18 protein-coding genes are annotated in these 14,616 nt (G+C 68.3%); 10 read left to right on the top strand and 8 right to left on the bottom strand.

The features are described 5' to 3' along the window. Nucleotides 1-163: 163 nt before the first annotated feature. From DDE10_RS13510 to pyrE, 5 genes are all read right to left on the bottom strand, one after another. Nucleotides 164-1,267: an AI-2E family transporter gene (locus tag DDE10_RS13510; RefSeq protein ID WP_284734656.1), complete on the bottom strand. Its 1,104-nt coding sequence runs from the start codon at nucleotides 1,265-1,267 to the stop codon at nucleotides 164-166. Then, on the bottom strand, nucleotides 1,264-2,184 hold the full coding sequence (gene lepB / locus DDE10_RS13505; protein WP_114953310.1) for a signal peptidase I: 921 nt from the start codon (nucleotides 2,182-2,184) through the stop codon (nucleotides 1,264-1,266). Before lepB ends, DDE10_RS13510 begins: the two co-directional genes overlap by 4 nt. Further along, the gene (gene acpS, locus DDE10_RS13500; RefSeq protein WP_114953491.1) at nucleotides 2,181-2,594 is read right to left on the bottom strand and encodes a holo-ACP synthase; all 414 of its coding nucleotides are present in this window, start codon (nucleotides 2,592-2,594) and stop codon (nucleotides 2,181-2,183) included. The genes lepB and acpS overlap by 4 nt, the downstream gene beginning before the upstream one ends. A gap of 115 nt (nucleotides 2,595-2,709) precedes the next feature. Further along, nucleotides 2,710-3,441, bottom strand: coding sequence for a pyridoxine 5'-phosphate synthase (locus DDE10_RS13495; RefSeq protein ID WP_114953309.1), 732 nt, complete (start codon nucleotides 3,439-3,441; stop codon nucleotides 2,710-2,712). Between the two features lie 4 nt (nucleotides 3,442-3,445). Then, nucleotides 3,446-4,030 (bottom strand): orotate phosphoribosyltransferase, encoded by a 585-nt coding sequence (gene pyrE, locus DDE10_RS13490; protein WP_114953308.1) that lies wholly within the window; start codon nucleotides 4,028-4,030, stop codon nucleotides 3,446-3,448. A 277-nt stretch (nucleotides 4,031-4,307) separates the two neighbouring features. Here pyrE and coxB point away from each other — a divergent pair, with 277 nt between their 5' ends. The 10 genes from coxB to DDE10_RS13445 all read left to right on the top strand — a co-directional run bounded on the left by coxB (nucleotide 4,308) and on the right by DDE10_RS13445 (nucleotide 12,950). Continuing rightward, a complete protein-coding gene (coxB, locus tag DDE10_RS13485; protein WP_114953307.1) occupies nucleotides 4,308-5,447 on the top strand; it encodes a cytochrome c oxidase subunit II in 1,140 nt (379 codons plus the stop codon). Between the two features lie 15 nt (nucleotides 5,448-5,462). Then, entirely contained in the window at nucleotides 5,463-7,139 is a 1,677-nt protein-coding gene (ctaD, locus tag DDE10_RS13480; RefSeq protein WP_114953306.1) for a cytochrome c oxidase subunit I, read from the top strand. Nucleotides 7,140-7,243: 104 nt separating this feature from the next. Further along, nucleotides 7,244-8,152 carry a heme o synthase gene (locus tag DDE10_RS13475; protein WP_114953305.1) on the top strand — a complete coding sequence of 303 codons (909 nt, stop codon included), beginning with the start codon at nucleotides 7,244-7,246 and terminating at the stop codon, nucleotides 8,150-8,152. Continuing rightward, nucleotides 8,149-8,283, top strand: coding sequence for a cytochrome c oxidase system small membrane protein (locus tag DDE10_RS23835; RefSeq protein ID WP_284734671.1), 135 nt, complete (start codon nucleotides 8,149-8,151; stop codon nucleotides 8,281-8,283). The genes DDE10_RS13475 and DDE10_RS23835 overlap by 4 nt, the downstream gene beginning before the upstream one ends. 11 nt (nucleotides 8,284-8,294) lie before the next feature. Next, nucleotides 8,295-8,837: a cytochrome c oxidase assembly protein gene (locus tag DDE10_RS13470; protein WP_284734655.1), complete on the top strand. Its 543-nt coding sequence runs from the start codon at nucleotides 8,295-8,297 to the stop codon at nucleotides 8,835-8,837. A 53-nt stretch (nucleotides 8,838-8,890) separates the two neighbouring features. Next, on the top strand, nucleotides 8,891-9,715 hold the full coding sequence (locus DDE10_RS13465; RefSeq protein ID WP_114953303.1) for a cytochrome c oxidase subunit 3: 825 nt from the start codon (nucleotides 8,891-8,893) through the stop codon (nucleotides 9,713-9,715). 101 nt (nucleotides 9,716-9,816) lie between these two features. Continuing rightward, complete coding sequence (locus tag DDE10_RS13460; protein WP_284734654.1) at nucleotides 9,817-10,185, top strand: DUF983 domain-containing protein; 369 nt, start codon at nucleotides 9,817-9,819, stop codon at nucleotides 10,183-10,185. Further along, entirely contained in the window at nucleotides 10,182-10,796 is a 615-nt protein-coding gene (locus tag DDE10_RS13455) for an SURF1 family cytochrome oxidase biogenesis protein (RefSeq protein WP_284734653.1), read from the top strand. Before DDE10_RS13460 ends, DDE10_RS13455 begins: the two co-directional genes overlap by 4 nt. A 64-nt stretch (nucleotides 10,797-10,860) precedes the next feature. Then, entirely contained in the window at nucleotides 10,861-12,087 is a 1,227-nt protein-coding gene (locus DDE10_RS13450; RefSeq protein WP_114953489.1) for a M16 family metallopeptidase, read from the top strand. Further along, nucleotides 12,084-12,950, top strand: a complete 867-nt coding sequence (locus DDE10_RS13445) for a class I SAM-dependent methyltransferase (protein ID WP_114953301.1) — start codon at nucleotides 12,084-12,086, stop codon at nucleotides 12,948-12,950. Before DDE10_RS13450 ends, DDE10_RS13445 begins: the two co-directional genes overlap by 4 nt. A 46-nt stretch (nucleotides 12,951-12,996) precedes the next feature. On the opposite strand, the gene DDE10_RS13440 is transcribed toward DDE10_RS13445, so the two are convergent. From DDE10_RS13440 to DDE10_RS13430, 3 genes are read right to left on the bottom strand one after another with little or no spacing between them, the layout of a single operon-like run. Continuing rightward, entirely contained in the window at nucleotides 12,997-13,638 is a 642-nt protein-coding gene (locus tag DDE10_RS13440; protein ID WP_114953300.1) for a heme exporter protein CcmB, read from the bottom strand. After that, nucleotides 13,635-14,198 carry a heme ABC exporter ATP-binding protein CcmA gene (ccmA, locus tag DDE10_RS13435; RefSeq protein WP_114953299.1) on the bottom strand — a complete coding sequence of 188 codons (564 nt, stop codon included), beginning with the start codon at nucleotides 14,196-14,198 and terminating at the stop codon, nucleotides 13,635-13,637. Before ccmA ends, DDE10_RS13440 begins: the two co-directional genes overlap by 4 nt. Continuing rightward, the gene (locus tag DDE10_RS13430) at nucleotides 14,195-14,596 is read right to left on the bottom strand and encodes a metallopeptidase family protein (RefSeq protein ID WP_114953298.1); all 402 of its coding nucleotides are present in this window, start codon (nucleotides 14,594-14,596) and stop codon (nucleotides 14,195-14,197) included. The genes ccmA and DDE10_RS13430 overlap by 4 nt, the downstream gene beginning before the upstream one ends. Between the last annotated feature and the right edge of the window lie 20 nt (nucleotides 14,597-14,616).

Genomic DNA, 14,616 nt, shown 5'->3' with positions numbered 1-14,616 from the left:
TCACCTCCCTATCGTCATCCCGGCGAAAGCCGGGACCCATGAACACTGATCAGACCGGTTCGATGCGGCGGAGATTCATCGACCTCGCCTGAGTCCGTCCGTCCTGGCTTTCGCCGGCATGACTGAGCGGTAACTGGGTCGCGGGTGCTGCGAACCTCAACCCTCAGATGGCTGCGGCCGGCATCTGGAGCGCTTCCTGCTCCTCCTCATGCTCGTCATGGTCGTCCTCCGACTTCTGCTCGAGCGCGGCCTTGAGCATCGCCACCATCGGATCGGCGAGGGCGAGCCCGAGAATGCCGAACAGGGCGCCGAAGATGAGCTGGGCGCCCAGCACCAGGGCGGGGGCGAGGTCCACCGTCTTGCGGGCGACATAAGGGACGATGAGATAGCCGTCGACGACCTGGACGATCGCGTAGACGGCAATCGCCCACAGACCCGTCTCGAAGCCCGCGCTGAAGCCGACCAGGATGATGAGCACGCCAGAGATGATCGCCCCGATATTGGGCAGGAAGGCGAGGATCCCGGTCAGCAGCCCGAGCAGCGCCGCCATCGGCACCCCGCCGGCCATGAGCAGCAGCCAGGTGCCGACCCCCTCGACCGCCATGCCGAGCAGCCGGCCCGCCATCAGCCGCCTCAGCGTGCTGCCGACGCGGTCGGACGTCCGATAGAAGCGCTCGCGACTTTCGCTCGGCAGCATCCAGGCGATGCCGCGCTCGTAGATGTTGGGCTCCGCGGCGATGAACAGGCCGATGACGACGATCATGACAAGGTTGGTGAGGCCGCCGAGCACCGAGCTGACCGCTGAGGTCAGCCGGCCGAGCGAGCTCATCGCCTGCTCGACCAACTGCTGCGGCTCGATCGAGTCGACGCCGAGACCGTAAAGCGCCCCCCACTCGACGAGGCGGTTGACCTGGGTGGTCAGGATGTCGCGCAAGGTCGCCGCCTGGGCGGCGAGCTGGACTCCGGCGAGCCAGATCGTGCCGACGAGGAAGACCAAAGCGGCGATGGTCACGATCAGCATCCGCCAGCCGCGGCCGATCGGCAGCACCCGGCCGAGCAGGCGGGTGCCGCCGTCGATGATCGCGGCGAAGACGATTCCGCCGAAGATCAGCATCAGCGGCTGGGCGAGGAAGATGACGGCGAGGATCGCGATCCCCATCCCGAACCAGACGCCGGCGCGCTTCAGCTCCTGGCGGATGAACGGGTCGCGAAGCTCGGAGGGGCCGAGCGGTTCCTCCTCGTCGGCGGGAGCCGCCGCCTCGCTCACCGCGCCTCGGCCGCTGTCGGCTCCACGCGGCCGGGACGGAGCGAGGTGCCCGCGCGGCCGCCGCGAAGCGCGGTGAACCAGCTGATCGGATTGAAGTAGCTGGAGCTGCCGTCGAGAGAGAAGGTGATGAACTCGGCGCGTCCGCCGATATTCTCCCAGGGAATGGGACCGCCAAGCCCCTGCTCGGCGAGCGGAAAGCGGCTGTCGGCGCTATGGTCCCGATTGTCGCCCATCAGGAAAACGTGCCCCTCCGGTATCCTGGTCCGCGGATAATCGTCGCCTTTCGAATAGCCATCGTCAATGATGTCGTAGAAGCGGCCGTTCGGCAGATATTCGCGAAGGATCGGCAGGCGGCAGACCGGAGTGCCGTCGGCGCCGGTCACGCGACGGTCGGCGAAGCCGACATCGGACCGGCACGGCAGGTTCTGGTCGACGGGCAGCTCGAGCGGGGGTCGCCGCTCGTGACGCAATTGTTGTCCGTTGAGATAGACGTCCCCATCGATCAGCTCGATCGTGTCGCCCGGCAGGCCGATGACCCGCTTGATATAGTCGGAGCGGCCGCCCGGCGGCGTCGCGATGACGATGTCGCCCCGCTCCGGCAGCCGACCCAGCAGGCGGCCTTCGCTCCGCGGGAAGACATGGAAGGAGGGCGAGACCCAGGACCAGCCATAGGGATATTTGCTCACCACCAGTCTGTCCCCCTGGAGCAGCACCGGCATCATCGATTCGGACGGGATGTAGAACGGCTTGGCGATGAAGCTGTGGAAGGCGAGCACCGCGAGGATCAGCCAGAAGATCGCCTTGATCTCGGCCCACCAGTCGGTGCCCTGCTTCTTGGCCGGCGCCACGGGGGCGGACGCGTCGCGCGGAACTCCGGCTTCGGGGGCGGCCGCGTCGATGCGGTCGTTCTGGTTCAAGTCGGGCGCTCCTCGGGCAACGCTTCGATGACGACGACCGCCATCGCGAACGGATGATCGTCGGTCATGGTAAGGTGGATATGGGCGACGTGGCCCGGTGGGGTCATCGCGTCAAGCCTGTCGCGGGCTCCGCCGGTGAGCCGGAGCGTCGGCTGCCCCGATGGCAGATTGACGACGCCGATGTCGCGCATGAACACGCCGCGCTTGAATCCGGTCCCCACCGCCTTGGAGAATGCCTCCTTGGCGGCGAAGCGCTTGGCGAAGGTGCCGGCCCGGGTGAAGGGCCGTCGCTCCGCCTTGGCGCGTTCGGCCTCGGTGAACACCCGTGCCAGGAAACGCTCGCCGAAGCGGTCGAGCGAATTCTGGATTCGTTCGATGTTGCACAGATCCGAGCCGAGGCCGATGATCATGACGACCCCCACAGGTCGCCGCCCCAGCGAAGGCTGGGGGCCAAGCCGACTCTGGGAAGCGTGGGGATCCCGTAGGGATCCCAGCCTTCGCTGGGATGACGGCAAGACCGAAAGATCACCCTCGCGCCTCGTCCATCAGCGCGCGCATCCGTGCGACGCTTGCCTCGAGCCCGGTGAAGATCGCCTCGCCGACCAGGAAATGGCCGATATTGAGTTCGGCGATCTGGGGAATGGCGGCGATCGGGGCGACATTGTCGAAGGTGAGGCCATGCCCGGCATGCGGCTCGATGCCGTTCTTCGCCGCCAGCGCGGCCGCATCGGCGATACGCTTGAGCTCGTCCGCGCGCGCCTCCCCTTCGACATGGGCGTAGCGGCCGGTATGGAATTCGACCACCGGGGCGCCGAGCCGGAGCGCGGCTTCGACCTGGGCCGGATCGGGCTCGATGAACAGGCTGACCCTGATATTGGCGGCGCCGAGGCGTTCGACGAAATAAGCGAGCTGGTTATGCTGGCCGGCGGCATCGAGTCCGCCCTCGGTCGTGCGCTCCTCGCGCTTTTCCGGGACGATGCAGGCCGCGTGCGGGCGGTGACGCAGCGCGATGTCGAGCATCTCCTCGGTCGCCGCCATCTCGAGATTGAGCGGGATCTCGAGGCGCGCCATCAGCCGATCGATATCGTCGTCCGTGATATGGCGCCGATCCTCGCGCAGATGGGCGGTGATACCGTCGGCCCCGGCCTCCGCGGCGGCGAAGGCGGCGCGGACCGGATCGGGATGCTCGCCGCCGCGCGCGTTGCGGATCGTCGCGACGTGGTCGATATTGACCCCGAGGCGCAGCGTTCGGGGCACCGGCTCAGGCGGCCTTGCGGCTGCCGGGCTTTTCCGCCGGCAGCGCGGCCAGCTCCGCCGGTATCTCGTCCGGCGCGTAGGTCGGCACGTTGAGCTGGACCAGCGGGAAGAAGGGGCGGCCGAGATCGGCCTCGCCGCCGGAACGATCGACCAGGGCCGACGCCGCCACGACTTCGCCGCCGGCCGCCTCGACCGCTTCGATCGCTTCCCGGGAAGACAGGCCGGTGGTGACGACGTCCTCGACGAGCAGGACCTTCTGTCCCGGCTTCAGCGCAAAGCCGCGGCGAAGCTCGAACGTGCCGGTCGGACGCTCGACGAACATGGCCTCGACGCCGAGCGCGCGGCCCATTTCGTGGCCGATGATGACTCCGCCCATCGCCGGCGAGACGACCGCCTCGATCTGCGACCGGATCTCGCGAGGCAGGCTCGCGCACAGCGCCGAGGCCAGACGCGATGCCCGCATCGGCTCCATCAGCACCCGCGCGCACTGCAGGTAGCGTGGGCTGTGCCGTCCCGAGGACAGGACGAAATGGCCTTCGAGCAGCGCCCCCGCGGCGCGGAACTCCGCAAGCACTTCCTCTTCGGTCATCGCCTCTTCCGCTCGTGATAGGGCTCCGGCGAGATAGGGGCGGGCGCGGCAGGCATCAAGCTTCATGGCGCCGGCCGCGGTCGCGGAGCGTCCGGACGCCGATCGGTCGGCCCTCCACCAGCCGTCGGCAACGGCCGGGAGGCGCTGATTTGCAATGCGAATTTTGATGTGGCGCAACAAGCTTGAGGGACGGCATGAGGCTGCCTATAAGCGCCGCGTCGCGCCCCTGCCGGCGCCGAATCCATGCCGTCCTCGCCTGCGGCACAATGGGGTCTAGATGAGAACTCTCTTCAAGCATTTCGCTTTTGCCGCCGCGCTCGCCCTCGCGCCCGCCGCGGCGATCGGCCAGGCCGCGGCGCCGACTCAGCCCACCGTGCAGGCCCCCTCGGCGCCGCCGAGCGACGCGATCAGCGCCCAGTCGCAGGCTCAGCCCGCGCAGCCGGCTCAGTCGAGCGACCCCGCTTTGGCGCCCACCATCTCGACCGACGCGCCGAGCGATGCGACGGTGGCTCAGGCGACCACCTTCGCCAGCACGGCGCGCGCCGAGCCGGGCATCGGTCAGCCGCGCCATTATTGGGGCCTTCAGGAACAGTTCTCGCCCATCGGGGTGGAGGCGGCGAGCTTCCACAATTACATCCTGATGCCGGCCATCACCATCATCTCGCTCCTCGTCCTCTTCCTGCTCGCCTGGGTGATCATCCGCTATCGCCGCGCCGCCAATCCGGCACCGTCGCGCACCACCCACAATACCGTGCTCGAAGTGGCCTGGACCTTGGTGCCGGTGCTCATCCTCGTCGTGATTGCGGTGCCGTCGATCCGGCTGCTCGCCCATCAATATTCGCCGCCCCAGGCGGACCTCACCGTCAAGGTGATCGGCAACCAATGGTATTGGGAATATGAGTATCCCGACCATGGCATCAGCCTCGTGTCGAACATGCTCGACGACGAGCAGGCCCGGGCCCGCGGCGAGCCCCGCCAGCTTGCGGTCGACGAGCGCATGGTGGTCCCGGTCGGCGCGACGGTGAAGCTCATCGTCACCTCCAACGACGTCATCCACGCATTCGGCGTTCCCGCCTTCTGGACGAAGATCGATGCCGTCCCGGGCCGCTTGAACGAGACCTGGTTCAGCACCGATCGACCCGGCCTCTATTACGGCGTCTGCTACGAGCTGTGCGGCGCCCGCCACGGCTATATGCCGATCGCGGTCGAAGTCGTGACGCCCGAGCAGTTCGCCGCCTGGGTCGCCTCGAAGGGCGGCCAGATGCCCGGCGCCGCTCCGGCCCCGGCGGCGACCGCGGCGGGCCAGCCGGGCGTCACCGCGGCCCAGTCGACAGAGGCCGTTCCGGCCCCCACCAACGTCGCGCAGGAGGCCGTGCCCGCGCCGGTCCTCTCCCGCGAAAGCACCCAGACCGAATAAGGCGGCGACAACGACATGACCGACACCACCGCAAATGCCGTCCATTTCGAGGCGAGCCATGGCGAGCACGCCCATCATGACGCGGACCACATGCCGGGCTTCTTCGCCCGCTGGTTCATGTCGACGAACCACAAGGATATCGGCACCCTCTATCTGATCTTCGCGATCATTGCCGGTATCATCGGCGGCGGCATCTCCGGCCTGATGCGCTGGGAGCTGGCGGAGCCCGGCATCCAGCATCTCGAGGCCTGGGCCCAGTTCATGAATCCGGGCGCCACCTATGACGAGGCGCTTCACCTCTGGAACGTGCTGATCACCGCGCACGGTCTCATCATGGTCTTCTTCATGGTGATGCCGGCGATGATCGGCGGCTTCGGCAACTGGTTCGTGCCGCTGATGATCGGCGCGCCGGACATGGCCTTCCCGCGGATGAACAACATCTCCTTCTGGCTGTTGCCGCCGGCTTTCATCCTGTTGCTCTCCTCCGCCTTCTTCCCAGGCGGTAACGGCCCGGGTGCCGGCATCGGCTGGACGGCCTATGCGCCGCTCTCGACCAGCGGATCGTCCGGCCCCGCGGTCGATCTGGCGATCTTCTCGCTGCACATCGCCGGCGCCTCGTCGATCCTCGGCGCGGTCAACTTCATCACCACGATCTTCAACATGCGCGCCCCGGGCATGACGCTGCACAAGATGCCGCTCTTCGCCTGGTCGGTGCTGGTCACCGCCTTCCTGCTGCTGCTGTCGTTGCCGGTGCTCGCCGGCGCGATCACCATGCTGCTGACCGACCGCAATTTCGGCACGCACTTCTTCGATGCGGCCGGCGGCGGCGATCCGGTGCTCTACCAGCATCTGTTCTGGTTCTTCGGCCACCCCGAGGTCTACATCATGATCCTGCCGGGCTTCGGCATGGTCAGCCACGTCGTTGCGACCTTCAGCCGCAAGCCGATTTTCGGCTATCTCGGCATGGCCTATGCCATGGTCGCGATCGGCGTGATCGGCTTCGTCGTCTGGGCCCACCACATGTTCACGGTCGGCATGGACGTGAACACGAAGATGTACTTCACCGCGGCGACGATGGTGATCGCGGTGCCGACCGGCATCAAGATCTTCAGCTGGATCGCCACCATGTGGGGCGGTTCCCTGACCTTCCAGACGCCGATGCTGTGGGCGCTGGGCTTCATCTTCATGTTCACCGTCGGCGGTGTCACCGGCGTCGTCCTCGCCAATGGCGGCGTCGACACCTACATGCACGACACCTACTATGTCGTGGCGCACTTCCACTACGTGCTCTCGCTCGGTGCCGTGTTCTCGCTCTTCGCCGGCTTCTATTACTGGTTCGCCAAGATGTCGGGGCGGATGTACAACGAGATGCTCGGCCAGTTGCATTTCTGGATCTTCTTCATCGGCGTGAACGTCCTGTTCTTCCCGATGCACTTCCTCGGCCTCCAGGGAATGCAGCGCCGCGTGCCGGATTATACCGACGCCTTCGCCGACTATAATTGGCTGGCCTCCTGGGGCTATGCGATCATGGGCATCGGCATGATCTTCTTCTTCATCAACCTTATCTGGTCGCTCTTCGCGGGCCGGAAGGCGCCCGACAATCCGTGGGGCGAGGGTGCGACGACGCTGGAATGGACCCTGTCCAGCCCGCCGCCGTTCCACCAGTTCGAGACCCTGCCCAGGATCGACTGAACGATTCACCCTCTCGCCGGCCGGCGGGAGGGCGGGGCGGGGACAATCGGCCCATGGCCCCCAGCCAGATCCCCTCCCGGGCCGGGAGGGGAGGATGAAGTGAAATGACGACGACGACCGCACCCACCCCGACCCTCCCCGCCGACTGGCGGGACTTCGTGGCTCTCACCAAGCCCAAGGTGATGCGGCTCGTCGTGTTCACCGGCCTTTGCGGCATGCTCGCCGCCCCGGTGAGCCTGCACCCGGTGCTCGCCTTCACCGCGATCCTGTGCATCGCGCTGGGTGCCGGCGCCGCGGGCGCGCTCAACCAATGGTACGAAGCCGATATCGACGCGTTGATGAAGCGGACCGCGGCACGCCCGCTTCCGGCCGGCCGGATGGACCGCGAATCCGCGCTTCAGTTCGGGATCGGGCTGAGCGTCTTTTCCGTGCTGCTGATGGGGCTGGCGACCAACTGGTTCGCCGCCTTCATCCTTGCCGGATCGATCCTCTTCTACGTCCTCGTCTACACCGTCTGGCTGAAGCGGCGCACGCCGCAGAACATCGTCATCGGCGGTGCCGCCGGCGCCTTTCCGCCGCTGATCGGCTGGGCCGCGGCGACGGGAACGGCCGATCCGCTGCCGTTGCTCCTCTTCGCGCTCGTCTTCCTGTGGACGCCGCCCCATTTCTGGGCACTCTCGCTGTTCGTCCGCTCCGATTATGCCAGAGCGGGCGTGCCGATGCTGCCGGTGGTCGCCGGGGCGCGGCACACGCGCGTCCAGATCCTTCTCTATACCTTGCCGATGGCCGCGGCCGCGGTCGCGCCCTGGCCGCTGGGCCTGGCCGGCGCGCTCTACGGCGCCGCCGCGGTCGCGTTCAGCCTCGTCTTCCTACTGCTCGCGGTGCGGGTGTTCGCGAACCGCGCGACCGAGCCTGCCGGGATGAAGCCGGAAAAGCAGCTCTTCGCCTTCTCGATCCTCTATCTGTTCGTCCTGTTCGGCTTCCTCGTCGCCGACAAGGTGCTGCTGGCGTGAGCCTGGAGGATCCCGTGGAGCAGGAGATTCGCCGGCGCCAGCGCAGCCGCGCCATCGTCATGGCGCTGGCGCTGGGCGCCTTCGTGGTGCTTCTCTATTTGATCACCATCGTCAGGGTGGGGAGCCAGTGATGGCCGCCTCCATGGCCCGCAGAAACGGACGCACCGCGGCGATCGCGGCCTTCGTGGCCGTCGCCATGGTCGGGCTCGCCTTCGCCAGCGTGCCGCTCTACCGGATCTTCTGCCAGGTCACCGGCTTCGCCGGCACGACCCAGCGCGCCGAGGACGGTGCCGTGCCGGGGCCGGTCGGGCGGATGATCAGCGTTCGCTTCGATGCCAACACCTCCCGGGCTTTGCCCTGGCGGTTCGAGCCGGTCGACACCCACCGCAACGTCGCGGTCGGCGCGCGCAACATCGCCCTTTATACCGCCCGCAATCTGTCAGACCGTCCGGTGACCGGCACCGCCACGTTCAACGTGACGCCGGCCCAGGCCGGGCAGTATTTCAGCAAGATCCAGTGCTTCTGCTTCACCGAGCAGACCCTCGCCCCGGGCGAGGAGGTGCGCATGCCGGTGATCTTCTTCGTCGACCCGGCGATCATGGACGATCCCGACGCCCGCGACATCAGCGAGATCACCCTTTCCTACACCTTTTACCCCGTGGACCAGCCGGAAGCGGGCAGCTAGAGACCATCACCGCCGGTGCCAGCCGGCGCGCGAAGAGACAGGGACTTTCGAGAATGGCCGGAGCGAAGAACCACCAATTTCACATTCTGCCGCCGAGCGTTTGGCCGCTCGTCGGCTCATTCTCGGCGCTCGTCCTGTTCGGCGGGCTCGTCATGTGGATGCACGACAATCCCTATGGCGCCTGGGTCTTCTTCGCGGGCGTCCTCGGCGTGTTCTTCACCATGTTCAGCTGGTGGGGCGACGTCATCCGCGAGGCCCATTCGGGCGACCACACGCCGATCGTCCAGCTCCATCTGCGCTACGGCATGATCTTGTTCATCGCCTCGGAGGTGATGTTCTTCGTCGCGTGGTTCTGGGCGTGGTTCAACGCCTCGCTGTTCCCGGCCGACGTCGAGTCGATCGGCGGCGTTTGGCCGCCCGAGGGCATGCACGTCCTCGATCCGTTCGGCTGGCCGCTGCTCAACACGCTGATCCTGCTCTGCTCGGGCACCACCGTCACCTGGGCCCACCACGCCTTGATTCACGGCGACCGCCGCGGCTTGATCAATGGCCTGTGGGCGACGATCCTGCTCGGCCTGCTGTTCACCGGCATCCAGGCCTACGAATATGCCCATGCGCCGTTCATGTTCGCGGGGCCGGAGGCGAACATCTACGGCTCGGCCTTCATGATGGCGACCGGCTTCCACGGCTTCCACGTCATCATCGGTACGATCTTCCTGATCGTCTGTTTGGTTCGCGCCTATAGGGGCCATTTCTCCCCGCAGCAGCATTTCGGCTTCGAGGCGGCAGCCTGGTACTGGCACTTCGTCGACGTCGTCTGGCTGTTCCTGTTCCTGTGCATCTATGTCTGGGGCGGCTGGGGCGCCGAATATCACTAAGGCGTGCCTGGGCGGCTCCAAGCTCTTGGGCAACCGGAGCGTGACATTCCTTCCGGGGCTCCTGCTGGAAAGCAGGGGCCCCGTCGCTCATGGGGCCCGGAATGGAGACTGAAATCTCGCCGATCGCCGCTGCTTTGCGCGGCTGCTGCCCACGCTGCGGCAATGCGCCGCTCTTCGCCTCCTTCCTGAGCTTCGCGCCCCGCTGCCGCGCCTGCGGGCTCGATTACCAGGGGTTCAATGTCGGCGACGGACCCGCTGCCTTCCTGACCCTGGGAATAGGCGCGCTCGTCACCCTCCTCGCGGTCATGCTCGAGCTTGCCGCCGAGCCGCCTTTCTGGGTCCATGTCGTGATGTGGCTGCCGCTTACCGCATTGCTGGTCATCGTGTCGCTGCGCTTCGCCAAGGCCGGCCTGCTCGGGCTCGAATATCGACACCGTGCCCGCGAGGGGCGGGCGCGAGGCGACGAGTGAGGCGGCTCCCGATCGTGCCGACGCTGATCGTCCTCGCGGCGGTCGTCACGATGATCGGCCTCGGCCTTTGGCAATTGCAGCGGGCCGCGTGGAAGGACCGCCTGCTCGCCGAATATGCCGCGGCGGCCTCGCTGCCGGCGCTCGACCTGGATCCGCTCATCGCAAGCGGCCGCGCCGACCTTCCGCCGCTCGCCTTCCGCCGGGTCCTCGTCACCTGCCGCGCCCGCGATTCCGAGCCGACGCTTCGCGGCGGCCGGGCCCGCGAGGCGGCACCCGGGAGCGGCGGCGGCTATGCCTATTTCGTCGCCTGCCGGCCGGGCGCCGACGGGCTCGCCGGGCGCCTGCTGGTCAATGCCGGCTGGTCGCCGATGCCCGATGACGCGCGGCGGCTGACGCTGGACCGGATCGTCGCCGGGACGCTCGGCCCGGCAGAGCCCGGGCGGCCGATCGTCCTCACCGCCGCTACCGCGGCACCCGGGCTCGCCGCAAGCGCCGCGCCGACGATCGACGACATCCCCAACAACCACCTCTTCTACGCCTTCCAGTGGTTCTTCTTCGCCGCGGCCGCGGCCGTCATCTACGGGATCGCGCTGCGCCGGCGGCTCGGCTGAGCGATCCCGTCGGCCGGGTCAGCGCCTTGCCGGATGCAAGTCCGGACCCTAATTGGGCTGGCTCATGATGAAGCTCACCATCCTCGACAGCGGCCTTCGCGTCGCCAGCCGGACCATGCCGAGCGTCGAGACCGTCGCCGTCGGCCTCTATGCCGATGCCGGCTCGCGCCACGAGCCCGCCCGCCTCAACGGCATCGCCCATCTTTTCGAGCACATGGTGTTCAAGGGCGCCGGCACGCGTTCGGCGCGGGAGATCAGCGAGGCGATCGAGGATGTCGGCGGCGATCTCAACGCGTCGACCGACCGCGAAGGCACCAGCTTCACCGCCTCCCTGCTCGCCGAGCATCTGCCGCTCGGCATCGAGCTGATCGCCGACCTCGTCCTGCGACCGCGCTTCGATCCCGCCGACCTCATTCGCGAAAAGGAGGTGGTGCTCCAGGAACTGGGGGAGGCGCGCGACACGCCCTCGGACATCATCTTCGACGAGCTCTGGTCGGCCGCCTATCCCGACCAGCCGCTCGGCCGGTCGGTGCTCGGCGAGGAGACCAGCATCGCCGCGATCGGCGTCGACGATCTGTACGATTGGCAGCGCGGCCAGTATCGCGCCGGCAGCCTCTATCTGGTCGCTGCCGGCAAGGTCGACCACGATGCACTGGTCCGGCTTGCCGAAGCTCATTTCGCTGGTCTTCCCCAAGGCAGCATTGCCGCGCCGGAGCCGGCCCGCTTCATCGGCGGCGTCCGCGCCGGCCGCGGCCGCGCCGATCAGGCCCATCTCGCCGCCGCCTTCGCCGGCCCCGCGCAGGGTGACCCCGATCATTATGCGGCGCGGCTCTTCGCCGACCTCGTCGGCGGCGGCGCTTCGTCCCGCCTCTTCCAGGCCGTCCGCGAGGATCGCGGCCTCGCCTACAGCGTCTGGGCCTCGCTCCAGCCCTATCGCGATTCCGGCATCTTCCATTTCTACGCCGCCACCGCGCGCCGCGAGGCCGCCGCCGCCGCCGCCCTCATCCAGGACGTCGTCGCCGAGGCGGTCGAGACGGCCACCCGGCGAGAGTTCGAGCGGGTGAGGATCCAGGCCAAGGCGGGCCTCATGATGTCGCTCGAAAGCAGCTGGGGCCAGGCCGCCTATGTCGCGCGGCAGCTCTCGGTCCGGGGCAGGCTAGTCGAGCCCCGGGAGGTGCTGGCGGAGCTGGAGACGGTGACGCTCGACGATGTCCGCGCCGCGGGAGCGAGGATGCTCGCCGGCCCCCGCGCCAGCGCGACGATCGGCCTGCCCGCCGTCCGCGCGGCGTGAAGCTCGACATCCTCGCCGGCGAACCCTGGCCCGATTACGGGCTCGTCGATTCGGGTCATGGCCGCAAGCTCGAGCGATACGGGACGCGGCGCTTCATCCGTCCCGAGCCGCAGGCGATGTGGGCCCCCGCCGACGACGCCTGGGACTCCGACGGCGCATTCGTGCCCGGATCGGACGAGGAGGGCGGGGGGCGCTGGATCTTCCATCGCCCGGTGCCGCGCGAGGGCTGGGACCTGGCCTGGAACGAGGTCCGCTTCCGCGCTCAGTGCACCCCCTTCCGCCATCTCGGATTCTTTCCCGACATGGCGCCGCAATGGGCCTGGATGCGCGAGCGGCTGGCGGACGGTGCCGAGGCCCTGAACCTGTTCGGCTATACCGGTGTCGGCACGCTCGCCATGGCCGCGTCCGGTGCCCGCCTCGTCCATGTTGATGCCTCCAAGAAGTCGGTCGAGGCGGCACGCGCCAACGCCGCTCTGTCGGGAATGGCCGACCGGCCGATCCGTTGGCTGGTCGACGATGCCGCCAAGTTCGTCGCGCGCGAGGTCCGGCGCGGTCGCCGCTACGACGGCATCATCCTCGATCCGCCCAAATATGGCCGCGGTCCCAATGGCGAGATCTGGCGCCTGGAGGAGGACCTGCCCGGCCTGATTACCGATTGCCGACGGCTGCTCGACGCCGACAGCCGCTTCCTCGTCCTCACCGTCTATGCCGTCCGCATGTCGGCGCTCGCCATCGGCGAGCTCCTCCGCCAAGCCTGCGCCGACCTCGGCGGCACCGTCGAATGCGGCGACATGGCCGTCCGCGAGGAGGCGAGGGGCCTGCTCCTCCCGACCGCCATCTTCGCGAGGTGGAGCCGGACATAGCTTCCGGACGACGTCACACCCAAGGCTTTTCGATCCCTGCTCTAGTCTAATCCCGTCCTGCCCTGATCGCGGCCCCGGCGACGAACGGCGCCCCCGCCACCAGCAGCAGCGAAACCGCCCCGAGCAGTTGGAGCGCGCCCGAATCGTTGCCGCGCTCGACCAGTCCCGCGCCGAAGATGAGCAGGGGCACGGCCAGCGGCAGCATCAGAAGCCCGGTCAGCGCCCCGCCCCGCCGCAGGCCCGCGGTCAGCGCCGCGACTCCGAGGCTGAGGGCGGCGAGGCCGGGCGTGCCCACCAACAGTCCCAGCTCGAGCCGGATCAGCACGTCCTGCGGCAGTTTCATCAGGGCGGCCGCCGGCATGGCCGCGATCATCAGCGGCGGACCGAAGCTCAGCCAGTGCGCCGCGAGCTTGGCGAGCGCCACCATCTCCTCGCCGATCCCGCGAACCGCGAGCTGATCCAGGAAGCCGGCCGCTCGGTCCGGCTCGACCAGGCGGTCCACCGGCAACAGGGCCGCCAGCAGCGCCGCCATCCATAGCGCGCCGCCGCCGGTGCGGGCGAGCAGCGGTCCATCCGGGCCGACGGCGAACGGGAAGAGCGTGGCGACGAGCAGGAAGAATATGAGCGGCAGCATGGCGGCGCCGCCCACCGCCCCCTGGCGCAGCTCGCGCAGGATCAGGGCGGTCATCCGAGCCGCACCTCGCGGGCGTCGCCGAGCCCGAGCGGCTGGTGCGAGGCCGCCAGCACGGCGCCGCCGCCGGCGCGATGCGCCGCCGCCGCCTCGGCGAGGCGCACCAGCCCGTCGGCGTCGAGCCCGTTGCCGGGCTCGTCGAGCAGCCAGAGCGCTGCGCCGCTCGAGATCACCCGAGCGAGCGCTGCGCGCTTGCGCTGGCCGGTCGAGAGCATCCGTACCGGCACCGGCGCGAGATGATCGATCCCCATCATCGCCATGCCCTGACCCGCCTCGCCGCCGTCGAGCCTCGCCCAGAAGCGCAGCGCGTCGCCCAGACGCTGGCGATCGTCCAGCGCCGCATGCTCGTCCGCCAGCGACGGCGCCGCGCGCTCGACGAGGCCGGCGTGCGGTGCGAGCAGCCCGGCGCACAGCCGCAGCAGGCTCGACTTGCCGACGCCGTTGGGACCGGTGACGAGTGCCGCCTCGCCGGGCCCCAGCACCAGGCTGAGATCGTCGAACAGCAGACGCCCGCCGCGCCGGATAGAAACATGTTCCAGCCGAAGCAGGGGCGTCATTCCGCCTGCTCCTCGATCGCGTGCATCTCGGCGTCGGAGAAGCCGAAATGGTGCCCGGCCTCATGGACGATGACGTGGGTGATCAGCTCTTCCAGGCACACGCCGGTCTCGGCCCATTCGTCGAGCAGGGGGCGGCGGTAGAGATGGATCATCGAGGGCAGCTCGCCCGAGACGAGGCTGCTCTGCCTGTCGACCGAACGGCCGCTATAGAGGCCGGACAGCTCGAACGGATCCTCGATCCCGAAGGCTTGGAGCACTTCCTCGTCGGCAAACTCCTCGACCCGGAGCACGACCCCCTGGAGGAGGCCGCGGAACGGTTCCGACAAGGCTGCGATTGCCGCATCGGCGAGACGTTCGATCTCGGCCGCGTCCGGCGCATAGGTTCGGCTTTGCCCCATCCGAGGCGGCATAAAGCTTA

Source organism: Sphingosinicella terrae (genome assembly GCF_003347635.1).
GTDB lineage: Bacteria > Pseudomonadota > Alphaproteobacteria > Sphingomonadales > Sphingomonadaceae > Allosphingosinicella > Allosphingosinicella terrae.
This window is presented reverse-complemented; position numbering and strand designations above follow the sequence as displayed.

Bases quoted from the DNA above. Each gene is read 5' to 3' on its own strand.
- coxB (WP_114953307.1), top strand. From the start codon at position 4,308: ATGAGAACTCTCTTCAAGCATTTCGCTTTTGCCGCCGCGCTCGCCCTC.
- pyrE (WP_114953308.1), bottom strand. From the start codon at position 4,030: ATGACCGAAGAGGAAGTGCTTGCGGAGTTCCGCGCCGCGGGGGCGCTG.
- ccmA (WP_114953299.1), bottom strand. From the start codon at position 14,198: ATGACGCCCCTGCTTCGGCTGGAACATGTTTCTATCCGGCGCGGCGGG.
- DDE10_RS13450 (WP_114953489.1), top strand. From the start codon at position 10,861: ATGATGAAGCTCACCATCCTCGACAGCGGCCTTCGCGTCGCCAGCCGG.
- DDE10_RS13470 (WP_284734655.1), top strand. From the start codon at position 8,295: ATGGCCCGCAGAAACGGACGCACCGCGGCGATCGCGGCCTTCGTGGCC.
- DDE10_RS13475 (WP_114953305.1), top strand. From the start codon at position 7,244: ATGACGACGACGACCGCACCCACCCCGACCCTCCCCGCCGACTGGCGG.
- DDE10_RS13440 (WP_114953300.1), bottom strand. From the start codon at position 13,638: ATGACCGCCCTGATCCTGCGCGAGCTGCGCCAGGGGGCGGTGGGCGGC.
- ctaD (WP_114953306.1), top strand. From the start codon at position 5,463: ATGACCGACACCACCGCAAATGCCGTCCATTTCGAGGCGAGCCATGGC.
- acpS (WP_114953491.1), bottom strand. From the start codon at position 2,594: ATGATCATCGGCCTCGGCTCGGATCTGTGCAACATCGAACGAATCCAG.
- DDE10_RS13465 (WP_114953303.1), top strand. From the start codon at position 8,891: ATGGCCGGAGCGAAGAACCACCAATTTCACATTCTGCCGCCGAGCGTT.
- DDE10_RS13430 (WP_114953298.1), bottom strand. From the start codon at position 14,596: ATGGGGCAAAGCCGAACCTATGCGCCGGACGCGGCCGAGATCGAACGT.
- DDE10_RS13460 (WP_284734654.1), top strand. From the start codon at position 9,817: ATGGAGACTGAAATCTCGCCGATCGCCGCTGCTTTGCGCGGCTGCTGC.